The 11,881-nt window shown below is 35.5% G+C and carries 13 protein-coding genes; 2 read left to right on the top strand and 11 right to left on the bottom strand.

Annotated features, from left to right (window positions below):
• Positions 1-60: 60 nt before the first annotated feature.
• The 8 genes from CQ046_RS07460 to CQ046_RS07425 all read right to left on the bottom strand — a co-directional run bounded on the left by CQ046_RS07460 (position 61) and on the right by CQ046_RS07425 (position 4,968).
• On the bottom strand, positions 61-420 hold the full coding sequence (locus tag CQ046_RS07460; protein ID WP_105701648.1) for a cupin domain-containing protein: 360 nt from the start codon (positions 418-420) through the stop codon (positions 61-63).
• Positions 417-944 (bottom strand): GNAT family N-acetyltransferase, encoded by a 528-nt coding sequence (locus tag CQ046_RS07455; protein ID WP_105701647.1) that lies wholly within the window; start codon positions 942-944, stop codon positions 417-419. The genes CQ046_RS07460 and CQ046_RS07455 overlap by 4 nt, the downstream gene beginning before the upstream one ends.
• A 3-nt stretch (positions 945-947) precedes the next feature.
• Complete coding sequence (locus tag CQ046_RS07450) at positions 948-1,550, bottom strand: DUF2911 domain-containing protein (RefSeq protein ID WP_034696226.1); 603 nt, start codon at positions 1,548-1,550, stop codon at positions 948-950.
• A 127-nt stretch (positions 1,551-1,677) separates the two neighbouring features.
• Positions 1,678-2,283 carry a CDP-alcohol phosphatidyltransferase family protein gene (locus tag CQ046_RS07445; protein ID WP_105701646.1) on the bottom strand — a complete coding sequence of 202 codons (606 nt, stop codon included), beginning with the start codon at positions 2,281-2,283 and terminating at the stop codon, positions 1,678-1,680.
• Positions 2,284-2,346: 63 nt separating this feature from the next.
• The gene (locus CQ046_RS07440; protein WP_105701645.1) at positions 2,347-2,856 is read right to left on the bottom strand and encodes a methylated-DNA--[protein]-cysteine S-methyltransferase; all 510 of its coding nucleotides are present in this window, start codon (positions 2,854-2,856) and stop codon (positions 2,347-2,349) included.
• A gap of 63 nt (positions 2,857-2,919) precedes the next feature.
• Entirely contained in the window at positions 2,920-3,798 is an 879-nt protein-coding gene (locus CQ046_RS07435; protein ID WP_105701644.1) for a hypothetical protein, read from the bottom strand.
• Between the two features lie 52 nt (positions 3,799-3,850).
• Entirely contained in the window at positions 3,851-4,396 is a 546-nt protein-coding gene (locus CQ046_RS07430; RefSeq protein WP_105701643.1) for a DinB family protein, read from the bottom strand.
• A gap of 53 nt (positions 4,397-4,449) precedes the next feature.
• Positions 4,450-4,968 carry a Crp/Fnr family transcriptional regulator gene (locus CQ046_RS07425; protein ID WP_105701642.1) on the bottom strand — a complete coding sequence of 173 codons (519 nt, stop codon included), beginning with the start codon at positions 4,966-4,968 and terminating at the stop codon, positions 4,450-4,452.
• Between the two features lie 69 nt (positions 4,969-5,037).
• On the opposite strand from CQ046_RS07425, the gene CQ046_RS07420 reads away from it, so the two are divergent.
• Positions 5,038-5,892 (top strand): hypothetical protein, encoded by an 855-nt coding sequence (locus CQ046_RS07420; RefSeq protein ID WP_105701641.1) that lies wholly within the window; start codon positions 5,038-5,040, stop codon positions 5,890-5,892.
• Positions 5,893-5,915: 23 nt separating this feature from the next.
• Positions 5,916-6,932 carry a hypothetical protein gene (locus tag CQ046_RS07415; protein ID WP_105701640.1) on the top strand — a complete coding sequence of 339 codons (1,017 nt, stop codon included), beginning with the start codon at positions 5,916-5,918 and terminating at the stop codon, positions 6,930-6,932.
• 234 nt (positions 6,933-7,166) lie between these two features.
• Here CQ046_RS07415 and CQ046_RS07410 read toward each other — a convergent pair whose 3' ends face one another.
• From CQ046_RS07410 to CQ046_RS07400, 3 genes are all read right to left on the bottom strand, one after another.
• Positions 7,167-8,219, bottom strand: a complete 1,053-nt coding sequence (locus CQ046_RS07410) for an alpha/beta hydrolase (RefSeq protein ID WP_105701639.1) — start codon at positions 8,217-8,219, stop codon at positions 7,167-7,169.
• Positions 8,203-9,477 (bottom strand): PepSY-associated TM helix domain-containing protein, encoded by a 1,275-nt coding sequence (locus CQ046_RS07405; protein ID WP_228406898.1) that lies wholly within the window; start codon positions 9,475-9,477, stop codon positions 8,203-8,205. The genes CQ046_RS07410 and CQ046_RS07405 overlap by 17 nt, the downstream gene beginning before the upstream one ends.
• 215 nt (positions 9,478-9,692) lie before the next feature.
• On the bottom strand, positions 9,693-11,843 hold the full coding sequence (locus tag CQ046_RS07400; RefSeq protein ID WP_105701637.1) for a TonB-dependent siderophore receptor: 2,151 nt from the start codon (positions 11,841-11,843) through the stop codon (positions 9,693-9,695).
• Between the last annotated feature and the right edge of the window lie 38 nt (positions 11,844-11,881).

The following is an 11,881-nucleotide window of genomic DNA, read 5'->3' as shown; positions in this document are numbered from 1 at the left end:
AGGCAAATTTGCTGATTCGCCAATTTGCCTTTTTATGCTTTGATTTTATTAATTTATTCCTTATTCTTCTCTGTTTACCAGCTCCATAGAGAAAGCAGGCAGGCAGATTGCAAGGTATTCGCAAGGTTCTGAAAATGGGTTGCTGTAACGGATTCTTGCTCCTTTTTCAATAAGAATACTATGTCCTTTTTCGAGAACAACGATTTCTCCGTCTATTTCAAATTGCTTTTTTCCTGAAATGATATAGGTAAATTCATCAAATTCCGGAGTCTGATGAGGCTCGCTCCAATCCGGAGGTACTACCATGTGAGCAATCGAAATAGTAGAATTCCCTGTAGAATTTCCCCAATGTTCTTCGATTAGTTTTCCGTCTGTAGTAGGCACTACAAATGGGGATTGCTGAATTTTATATTTTTTCATGCCCAGTCTTCTTTTTTGATTTCATACACGAAATTGGTTCTTGAAGGTTCTGCAAAATAAGCTACTTCTTCTTCAGCAATCTTTTGTCCTCCCAATCTTTCCAAAGCGGTCTGCGAACGGAAATTTTCTTTTCCAATGTGGAAATGAACTTTATCTACAAACTGAAAGATATAATCCAGCATCAGCTTTTTAACCTTAGGATTGATTCCTTTTCCCCACGATTTTGTTCCGTAGAAAGTATACCCAATGAAGATATGATTATCCTCTTGATCAAAGTCATAATATCGGCTGCTTCCCAATACATCTCCTGTAGATTTCTCAATAATTTTGAAAGCACCATTACTCTCTATAGCTCCTCTAAAAAAGTTTTCAAAAACCTCTCTCTTATAACGATCTTTATTAGGGTGTTGTTCCCACACTTTAGGATCGGAAGCTACTTCATATAAAGATTCAAAATCCCCTTGCTGTAAGGGGATTAATTGAAATTCTTCATTCTCTAAAACAGGCTGAACAGAAAAATTCATTCTTTAGCTCTTTTTAGTAGAATCTGATTCTATTTTCTTGATTTCTTTCAGTTTGTCAGAAATCTTGATCACGGTGTCTAATTTTGAAGGTTTCAAAGGAACTTCAGCCTGAGCCATATCCCATTTGATAACCAGGTTCCCTGTATTTTCATCGGTAGGATTCAAAGTGATTTCAAACCACTCCTGTTTGTCTGTCAGTTTATTAACCGGTACCGTAACGTCTACTACGTCTTGTTTTGGATCGTAAGTATAAGCTCCCCATTGCTGGAAGTCTTTATTCAGGATTACTTTCCATTCTTTCTCTGTAGGAACGATGAATAGTCCGTATGTTCCTGCAGGAACTGTTTTCCCTCCGAAATTAACGGCCTGTCCGAAAGTAATTTTCGTAGACGAGTTAGCTCCCGCTCTCCAAACCTGTCCGTAAGGAACCAGTTCTCCAAAAATCTTACGTCCTTTCACTCCTGGTCTTCCATAGTCGATAGAAATTTTGGACATAGAAAACTGCTGCTCAACCTTCTGACGCGGACTTGCCGCCGGTACAGAATAATCCTGAGCAAAACTGAATGCTGAAACTGAAATGCAAACTGCTATTATTAAATTTTTCACGTGTAAATTTTTGCTTAAAATTACAAAAATCAAAACAAAATAGCTTTCACAAACTTCGTTAATTTTTGTTTTACCGATATATTTCTACAAAGATATTTTTAACCAAATCCTTATAAAAAGTAAATTATTAACTATTAAATATTTTACTTTTCTTAATAGCTTTCCCTTTTCTCAATTGTATTGAATGAAAAACGGAAGGAACATCATTCGTCCAGGTTTTCAATATGAAAAGAATAGCTATAATCTCTGCTCTTGTCAACAATCCAACCCAAAAACAAAGAGTAAATAAAACAACTGACTGACATTGTAAAATTACCTGGACCAGTGTTCCAAAAAGCAATAAAGTCCAGATCTTGGCACCGATAGAATGTGTAGCTACCTCTTTTCTGAATTTTAAAAAGCTTACCAGATAAATAAGAGCTTCAGCTCCTATAAGAATGATTACTTTGAAAGCATTTGCTTCAAAAAACTCCGGACACATTATATAAACAGCAACTCCTACTAATATGAAAAATATCTGATCAACGGTAGAATCCAAACGTCTGAGTTTTTGTGTGGAAACATTCAGATGCCGGGCGATAATTCCATCAAAAATATCCGTCAATAATCCGATTGATAACAAAATAACTGCAATTATTTGATAGTTTTCGATTTTCAGAAGGCTTAAAGAAATGATAATAAATCCGATAATCAGTCTGGAAAAAATTAAAATATCAGGGATTTTCGATTTCATAAAAAGATGGAAAAACTTATTTTAAGTAGTGAAAGATAAGTATAAAAATGTTTTTTACTATTTCTAAAACAAAATAGCCTTTTCCAGCTCCAATAGTTTTTGTTTTCTCCAGACTCCTCCAGCATAGCCTACCAACTCACCGTTAGAGCCTATCACACGATGACAGGGAATTAAAATGGCAATTTTATTGATTCCGTTGGCTGTTCCTACGGCACGGATCGCCTTGGGGTTTCCCAGTATTTCTGACTGCTGTTTATAGGTTCTTATTTCTCCCATCGGGATTTCGCGGAGAAGCTTCCATACTTTTTCCTGAAACTCAGTTCCTGTAGTCAACAGCGGAACATCAAAATGACTTCTTTGCCCCTCAAAATATTCTTTCAGTTCTTTTTCCAACTGGGCAAAATGGAGATGTTCATTTTCTACAATTTCAGCCTTTAGAACCTTTGATAAAGTCTTCAGTTGTTTTTCAATATTCTTACGGTCTGTGAATTCAAGCAGACAAATTCCCTGATCTACAGCACAAGCGATCATTTCTCCCAGTGGGGTTGATATATTTTTTTGGTGTATTTCCATTTTATAACAATAAAAAACCTCATAAGTTTTCTTACGAGGTTTAAATGTATGTAAAAAAATAATTTAATATCCATAAGCAGCAGATACTCTCAAATAATCATTTGGAATATTATCGGAAATCTTCTCCTGATAATAAATTATGGAGGGTAGACCATCATTTTGATATTGAGAAACCATTTTAATTTCTTTTTTCGGGCTATCAGGCAGCGACCCGAAATAATAAACAACTTTTTTACTTATATTATTCCTAGAGATTTGTGAGTAATCCTGAAGCATAAAAATATTATAAGCATATTCAGGTAATGCCAGTATCCTGTTTCTGTTAATCAAAAAATCAGGGTTTATATTCTGGTCATATTCATAAGTTATCACATCCCTTAGCTTGGATAAGTTTCCTTCCTCATATCTTTCAACTTTTATAACATTCTGGTTACTTATAAATACTTTAAGCATTTCTGTGTTGAACGGCGTTCCGTAGTAATTAATATAGTTTTTAACTATAATGACATCTGCAGATGGATATTCAAAAGTTTTGAAATTCTTTTCGTAGCCTGGATTTAAATTTTCCACTTTTATAAGTCTCTGATTATCATCATAAATAAGCTTTCTTTTTTCACTAAACGGAGAAGGATTAGACAATCCGGGATAAGAGTTTCCTTCGATAGAAATCGAGGTTAGTAATCCATTAGTATAGTCAAAATTTTCGGTATAATTGCCATTAACATCCCAGATCTTAAACAATTTATCATTGTTGTATTCAAACTTAAAATCTAGTTTTTCGATAAGGGAAACCGTACCATTTGCCAGTTCTTCATCTTTAATGGTAAGTGTTTTAATTTTACCTAATGGCTGATCATTATTGGGGATCTGATGGTCTAAATCATCTGAACTTCCACATGATAAAACTGAGAAGAATAAAATTCCTAATAAATATTTTTTCATAAAAGGCTTTTAGCGCAGCAAAACTATGAAAAGTTCATCAATAACTCCAACTTCATAAGCTGAGTATTCCCTGAATCTGCTCAATATGTCTTGCATTATGATAAATAACAAAACGGAAGGTATCTCCTAGCTTCAGTTTGATCAGTTTGGAAATACTGATATTTATTTTTGCCTTTTCCAGATCAACATATTGTGCTTCTTGCAGTAATTCAAGCAAATTTTCCTGTTGCTTTATAAATATATCTATTACATTTTTATTCAGCTGACTGTTGATTGGATTCATTGCTTTAAGCGTTTTCATTGTATTCAGTTTTTCTTTAGGAAGCATACTTTTAGCAAAATAATTCCCAAGAATTCCGGGTTTAAAATAAGACTGAGGAGACTTATTGGCAGAAGAAATATTGCGGCTGATTTCGGGAATATAAAAATCTCCGTAGCGATTAAGATGCTCCAGACATTCCAATGTACTCCAACTTTCTGCTGAAGTTCTGAAATTCAGATCATTTTCTGTCTTTAAAGACAACACTTCAGCAAAGTGTAAATGTCCTTCAGTTCTATTTCTTAATTCATTCAGTAATTCTAAGGTTGAAATTTTCATTACGTTTTTTATGCAAATATGCTGATCCTTCTTTTTTTTAATCTTGACTGAACTCAAGATTTTTTGAGTCTGGACAACGTTTCAGGTGACATTCTCAGATAATTGGCGATATATTTATTGGGAACTTCCTGAAACAGCTTCGGACTTCGTTTTAAAACTCTCTCAAAACGTTCTCCCGGAGCATGAATCAACAGATCTTTTTCTCTTTCAAGCTGCTGCAATACGAGATCTTCTAGAACGTTCATCCAAAATTTCATGTGTTCTTCATCTGATTGTATAAACTTATAAAAATCTTTTTTTGAAGCCCTTTTTACCGTTGTTTTTTTAATCGCCTGAATATAAAGATCTGAAGGTTTTTCCGATAAAAAAGAGTCCAGGCTTACAATAATATTTCCGGTATACCCGAAACGAATAATCCTTTCCTCATTTTCATCCATCATAAAAATCCGGGCACTTCCACTTTCAATATAATAAATGTTGGTATCCGTACTGCCTGAAATCTTTAGAAACTCATTTCTCCTGAATTCTTTCTTTTCCCAATAGATTCCACTTTGAAGCAATTTTTCAACCATTTCATTTTAATATTTGCTTTTCCAAAGATAATAGGTAATTTTAAAGTTTTAAAACACTAATCACTGATAATGCTCAAACAAACAGTACTTTTTATACTGCTTTCTGCCGGATTTTATGGTATGAAAGCACAACAGACCATCCCCTTCAGAATCACAAAGCACAATAATATTATTGTCAAAACCCTTGTCAACAAAAAGGATTCATTAAATCTGATGTTCCAAATCGCCATGAAAGATTACGCTATTTCTCCTGATGGCAAGCGGAAAGCAAAACATATTATTTTCGGCAAAGAAGAACTCAGTGATTATAATACCGTACAAATTGGGGAAATTACTCAGAAAAACGTTCGCTTTTTTGATAATCAGTTAACAGGACATGAAGCTGATGGAAAAATCGGAACCGGAATTTTTGAAGGGAAAATATTTAAAATTGATTATGATAACAACCAGTTTGTCATGTACAACAAGATGCCTGATCTGAAAGATTACCAGCCTATCAGTATCATCTTAGATCATGAAGGCTTTTATCTTGCCGCAGATAATATTATTGATGGACACCAGCAACAAGAAGCTTATTTTGTTTTACAATCAGGATTTTCCGGAGCACTTCTGTACAGCAACGAGTTTGCAGAAGAAAAGAGCCTGGAAAAAAAACTGAAGGTAACCGGAGAAAAAACTCTGAAAAATTCTGAAGGTAAGACATTAACAACCAAACAGGCCGTTCTTCCTTTTTTTAAATTGGGGAATAGTGTGTTTAAAGATGTTTCCGTAGGGTTTTTCTCCGGAGAACTTAAAACACAAAATGTAAGTTATCTGGGTGCCGATATGCTCCGCCGGTTTATTTGGATCTTTGATGCTGATAGAAAAATGGCTTATATCAAACCCAGCAAATACTTTTCGGAGCCTTATTATAAAATGAATTAGAATACTATAAATTATTAAGAAAGATGATGAAGCTTAAAACTGTCGCAGTCCTTTTATTTTTTCAATTGGTTATTGTTAGCTGCCAGAAAGAAGAGAAAAAAGTAGCAACTACAGAACCAAAAATCACGAATGATACTATAAAAACAGTAAAAACTGAAGAGAAAATAGATTACAGCGACTTTAATATTTTCAGTCTGTCTATCATCTCATCCGCAGAAAAAGATTCTGATATGGATATTTTCATTTCTATTTCAGATATTTATAAAGGTGAGCAACCGATTCCTTCGGATATTGTTAAAAATTATAAGCATATGTCTTTCGAAGAACGCCAGCATTTTGAACTGGATGCCTCCAGCAGAAAAAAACTGCTCAGCGGGATTCGCCTTACAGAAAATGATTCTCTGTATATTTATGAGTATGGCTCTAACAAACTTCAAAGAATGCCAGTCAGCCAATTAAAAGCAGTCGCGTATTTAAGTCCTTACTCAGACAGTGAAGATTTAGATCCGGATTCTTATATGATGGGATTTCAGGTAGCAACTCATCAAAAAACAACAGACTACGACCGATATAATAATGCCATTGCTTATTTTGGAAATAAAAACCCTTTTATAGAAAACAAGATGAAGCCTGTGAAATGGCAAAAAGCCGGAGCTGATATTTCAAAAAAATACTTTTCTCACTCAAAACTGGCTCAGGGAAAAACTTATCAGTCACAATATGAAAATATGACCTATTATCTGCAGGATTATCTTGAAGAGGGAAATACTGTGGAGCGTAAACTTGCAGTCATCAATGATCGTAAGGAAAAGATTGCTGAGAAAACTTTTAGTCTTGCAGGAAGTGATGGTGGAGAATTCCTTCCTCTTTATGGAATAGATGCTGATGAAGCCAATATTTTCCAATATACAGGCCATCTTTTTAAGGGAAAACCTCCTGTTATTTTCGGATTCATTGCACAATCTTTTGGCTGTCCTTCTGTTAGTTTTTTAGATCAAAAAGAGAAGGATTTTCCGATTAATTGTGATAACAGACATTAACTTTTGGAAAAGGTTTACCTGGATTCCTACGGAATGACAAACTGGATGGATAATCATTGATGAATAAGTCTGCTCAATCAGCAAAATCTGAGAGAAAAATATTCAATAGGAACGGGCTTTAGCCCGTTTTTACTTTTTAGAAATATTCCATTGGCTTCAGCCAAAACTTATCCCTTGGATTATAATACATACAAAAAGCAAATCTGTTGATGAACAGATTTGCTTTTTTTGTTACTATTTCTTAGGATAATATTTGTCTTTCAGGCTCATAAAATAGGTTTCAGGTTCTTTGAAACCATTACTTTTCATGAATTTGATCACTACATTCAGATAGGCCTCAGAGGGTTTAAAATCTGCTCCCATTTTTTCGGAAAACTTTTGATAATCTTCTTCCAGCAGTTTGGGATTTTTTGTCAACTGTTTTATATCGGTTCTGAACCCTTTAAATATAAACTTTAAAGCTTCATAATTTCCGGGATAAGAAACTGTTCCGTGGGTTTCTCCTGCAAAAAAACTATGTTTATAGTTTAGAGTTCCGTTCTTTTCTATAATTCCTTTAAATTCTTCAATGGCCTGTGTCATATCAGAATTCCAGTTTTTCTGCTGTTCTTCATTATCTGCCTGGGAAACATACAAAAATTTTTTCGCAGGAAAGTTCTTATTCTTTTCCAGATAATCTTTCGTTCTGGAAATAGTCACTTTATTATCCCACCATAAACTGGGATCATTGGCAACATAAGCATTAAAATAATCAGGATGTAAAAGGAAGGTATTGATGGCAAACAGTCCTCCGAAAGAATGACCTACCAACACAGAATAATCCTGAGTTCTGTAGTTTTTGCTGATAAAAGGTTTCAGCTCTTCCTGCATGAATTTCACGAAGTTTTCACCACCTCCGCTGTCTGCAAAAAGAGTAAGAGCAGGATTTACCGGACTTTTCTTTTCAGATTTTGTCGGGGTAAGATCTCTAGTTCTTTCTGTGTTTTTAATTCCGACAACAATACATTCCGGGATATCGGCATACGGTGTTCTGGCGATGAAATCCGTTAATCCTGTATAATATTCAAAATTGATTTCTCCGTCTAAAAGATAGATGACCGGATATTTTGCGGGATTGATGGTATTGTCGTTATACGTTTTAGGCAGATGAATCCAGATTTCTCTGTTTTCGTTTAAAACTTTTGAAAATAAGTTCTGCTTCTCTCCTATCGTCAGTTTTTCCTGGGCTTTTCCCAAAGAAAACAATAAAAATAAGGGAAGGTAAATCATTTTAAACCAGTTGTTCATGGTGTGAGTCTTTTCTGTGTTGATGAATATTTTTAATTTCGTTATTCTTTTTGGGTGATTTGTTTCTTCTGCCCCACCAGATCAGGAATCCGGTAACCGGGAGACTTGTACAGATAATTCCGATAATGAAGGTGAATATTTTACCGAACATTCCTCCCCAATAGCCTACGTGAAGATCGAAATTCATATGTTCTATCACTTCATGCATCTGAACTTCTTTAGGATAATCAATTTCTTTTCCGGTGTATTTGTTGGTTTCCATACTTTTTCCGTTGACAAGGCTTTTCAAACCAATAAACTGAGCTACCCCAATATGATACACCGTTGCGGAATCATTTCTTGGAATACTCATTCTGAACTGCTTCGCCTCCGGAAACTCTTTGAATTTTCTGTCTACAAAATCGGTATAGGACAATACTTTTTTATCTGAATCAAACTTAGGTTCATATTTTTCTGCGATGGTATGGGTATCCACAGCTCCACCAAAAGCCTGCTGGGTAAGATTGGTTAAGACCTCATACGCCATAATCAGTCCTGTAATAGTAATGAACACGCCCGGAAGCAATGAATAGAATCCAAAAACATTATGAAAGTCATAGTTTTTCCTGCGCCATTTTGTTCCGGATTTGATTTTAAAAGCGGTTGTTCTTGTTGTTTTGTTCCATTTTTTAGGCCACCAGAGAATTAATCCACCGATGAGCTGAATAAAGAAGATGATTGAGGCAATTCCAACCACTGTTTTCCCGAATTTCCCAGCCAACAACTGGGCGTGAATATGGGCTACAACATAGAAAAACTCATAGCTTTTTGTAGAACCAATGAGTTTTCCGGTGTAAGGATTGAGATAATGATAAGCAAATACCCCTCGTGGACCTCGTTCTTTCTTCTTGGGCTTCTCTGTTTTATCCGCGTTTTTATCTTTTGGAGGCTTGGTTGCTGAAGCTACCCTGAAACTTCTGTCTGTTTCTTTATAAGTATCAAAATAAAATGCTTTTCTGTCCGGAACCTGTTTATGAAACTGGGCAAGCAATTTTTCAGGAGTCATTTTTTTAGCATGAGCGGGAGCAGTAACATATTTGGCATTTCCGCCACACAGATCAATAATTTCGTCACAAAAGACAAATACAGTCCCCGAAAGAGTAACGGTAAGCACAATAATCCCGGAAACCAGCCCGAGCCAGAGATGCAGCCAGCCCGTGATCCTTTTGGTAAGGGATTTTCCCTGCTTTTTTTTAGGATTAGTTTTTTTATTCTCCATATCTGTTTTCATTCACTCAAAAATGTAAGGTTAGAAAATACAAAGGCGCAATAGAGTTTATAATGGCGTGTTTGTAAAGTGAAAAGAGTTATTCCTGCTGCCGTTTACTTTAGCATATTCGAAGGCATCAGAAACATTTATTATAAATCAAAGTTTTGCACCTTTGCGGTTTTCATCCTTATATTTTCGTTGAGATTATTTTTTGTTTTTTATGATTAAAATTTGAAGGCAAAATTGGCAAGGATTTCTCTTGGTTTCTGTGGCTGTCCATAGAAGTTCCAGTAGCTTTCATTCAACGCATTATTCATTTTCAAACCGATTCTGTATTTTTTCTTGTCATAGAAAATGGTAGCACCTACCGTCGTATAAGATGGGGCTAGAAAATGATTGATGATATTAATGTAGGTTTGATCTACAAAATTAAATCCGGCCCCGAAACCAAGCCCTTCATATGCACCATCCATAATTTTGTAGCTTGTCCATAGGTTGGCTACATGCTTTGGTGTCCAGGCCATTCTTTTTCCGCTGTCTTTGCTTCGGTCATCATATTTGTCGTCGTTATATCCGTATCCTACAACGATATTCCATCCTTTAAAAGGATTGGCAATGATGCCTATTTCCAGTCCTTGACTTTTAATATTCCCATCCTGAATACTTCCTATTCCACCAGGATCTGCAACCAGTCTGTTTTTAACATTAATATTATAATAACTTACGGTTGTCAATAATTTTTTATGAAAAAGATCTACTTTAAAACCTGTTTCAATCTGATTTCCCTGTTCCGGATCCCATTTTGTCAAAACACCGGTTTCATTCAGTGACGGGGCATAGTTTTTAAATCCATTCACATAATTGGCAAAGAATGAAATCTGATCTTTTACTATCTCATACACCAATCCGAACTTTGGTGAAAACTGGGTCTGGCTGTAACCTGAGACTTTATTTTCAGGATATCCGTTTTTGGTAGAGATTTCTACACCGTTTACTACTGTATCGTCATTTTTATAACTGTCTACTCTCAAACTTGCCATTACCAATAAGTTATCTGTGATATTCAAAACATCAGAAATATATCCGCTGATTGTTCTGAATGTTGTGATATCTGATTCGGTAGATTTTCTCTCCTTATTCATGAATTTGTTTCTTGAGATAGGATCCCATGCTGAAGAACTGTCCAGATTTACTTTGTCATAAGGCATGAAAACATTGCTGTATCCGTTGGCTTCGTAATAAGGAAACTGATATTTTGTTCTTTGCTGGAAGTAGTCTATTCCTACTACAAGGCGGTTTCTTAGGTTTCCTATTTTAAAATCCCCTGTAAAATTCTGCTGAATATTATCGGTTGTCACTTTAAAGCTGTCAAAAGGACGGATCATTCTTTCTACCTGATTATTATTCAAATATCTAAGCACTAAAAAGATCGATTCATTTTCATTGGCTTCTCCTCTTTGGTAAGATGTTCTTGATGTCCACTGGTCATTAAATTGATGAGTTACCTCAGCCATCGTCACAAAATTGGTTCTTTTGGAACCGATATCATTACTTGTAAATGCTCTTTTATAGGCTACTTCCAGATCTTTCATCGAATGTAAAGTCAGTTTTTCTGAGTTTCTTACATAAGCATTCAATGTTTTGTCCGGTGCATGAAACTCAGTATCAAGTGTTACTGTGGTTTTGTCACTTACTTTATATAAAACACTTCCTGAGAAGAACAAACCTTTGTTATAGCCTGCATCCTGAAAAGAATCCTGAGAGTAAGCTGCCAAATTGAATCTTGCTAACGCTGTTTTTTCTTTGTTCAAAGGAGTATTTACATCGGCTGTAATTCTGTTCATTCCCCAGCTTCCTGTGGTATAATTGATAATTCCTCCGAAGTTTTCCTGCGGTTTTTTAGTTACAATATTTACAACACCTCCATAATTGGCAAGTGTTCCTCCAAATAAGGTTCCGGATGGCCCTTTAATTACTTCTACTCTCTCGATATTAGCGATCTCCGACTGTACTCTTGGGTTTTGAGTCAATCCGTTTCTAAAACTGGCGTTTGAACTAAATCCTCTCATGAAAATATCGTTTCCGCTGTCATTAACACTGTTGCTTACGACTACTCCGGGAGCAGAAGCCATGGCTGTGTTGAAGTCCATTGCCCCCATTTCACTGATGATTTCTTTGGGAACAAGGTTGTAAACTGTAGGGTTTTCAAGGTTTTCCAGAGGAAGCCTTGCAATGGATTCAGATTTTTTGGTTCTGTAATTATGAGTTCCCTGGAGCGATACGGACTGGATTTCAGCTACTCTGATGGTATCTGTTTCCTGGGCACTCAGCATCGTTACGGCTAATAGAGCTGCAGAAATAATCGTTTTTTTCATGTTTATAATTAAGTTAGTTCTGCAAAATTATCTTATTT

Source organism: Chryseobacterium sp. MYb7 (assembly GCF_002979455.1).
GTDB lineage: Bacteria > Bacteroidota > Bacteroidia > Flavobacteriales > Weeksellaceae > Chryseobacterium.
Note: the sequence above shows the minus strand (reverse complement) of the source record. Positions and strands in the feature narration are given on the sequence as shown.

Excerpts from the sequence above, each read along its gene's own strand:
- CQ046_RS07405 (WP_228406898.1), bottom strand. The coding sequence starts at position 9,477 with ATGGAGAATAAAAAAACTAATCCTAAAAAAAAGCAGGGAAAATCCCTT.
- CQ046_RS07410 (WP_105701639.1), bottom strand. The coding sequence starts at position 8,219 with ATGAACAACTGGTTTAAAATGATTTACCTTCCCTTATTTTTATTGTTT.
- CQ046_RS07430 (WP_105701643.1), bottom strand. The coding sequence starts at position 4,396 with ATGAAAATTTCAACCTTAGAATTACTGAATGAATTAAGAAATAGAACT.
- CQ046_RS07460 (WP_105701648.1), bottom strand. The coding sequence starts at position 420 with ATGAAAAAATATAAAATTCAGCAATCCCCATTTGTAGTGCCTACTACA.
- CQ046_RS07455 (WP_105701647.1), bottom strand. The coding sequence starts at position 944 with ATGAATTTTTCTGTTCAGCCTGTTTTAGAGAATGAAGAATTTCAATTA.
- CQ046_RS07420 (WP_105701641.1), top strand. The coding sequence starts at position 5,038 with ATGCTCAAACAAACAGTACTTTTTATACTGCTTTCTGCCGGATTTTAT.
- CQ046_RS07400 (WP_105701637.1), bottom strand. The coding sequence starts at position 11,843 with ATGAAAAAAACGATTATTTCTGCAGCTCTATTAGCCGTAACGATGCTG.
- CQ046_RS07440 (WP_105701645.1), bottom strand. The coding sequence starts at position 2,856 with ATGGAAATACACCAAAAAAATATATCAACCCCACTGGGAGAAATGATC.
- CQ046_RS07415 (WP_105701640.1), top strand. The coding sequence starts at position 5,916 with ATGATGAAGCTTAAAACTGTCGCAGTCCTTTTATTTTTTCAATTGGTT.
- CQ046_RS07435 (WP_105701644.1), bottom strand. The coding sequence starts at position 3,798 with ATGAAAAAATATTTATTAGGAATTTTATTCTTCTCAGTTTTATCATGT.
- CQ046_RS07445 (WP_105701646.1), bottom strand. The coding sequence starts at position 2,283 with ATGAAATCGAAAATCCCTGATATTTTAATTTTTTCCAGACTGATTATC.
- CQ046_RS07425 (WP_105701642.1), bottom strand. The coding sequence starts at position 4,968 with ATGGTTGAAAAATTGCTTCAAAGTGGAATCTATTGGGAAAAGAAAGAA.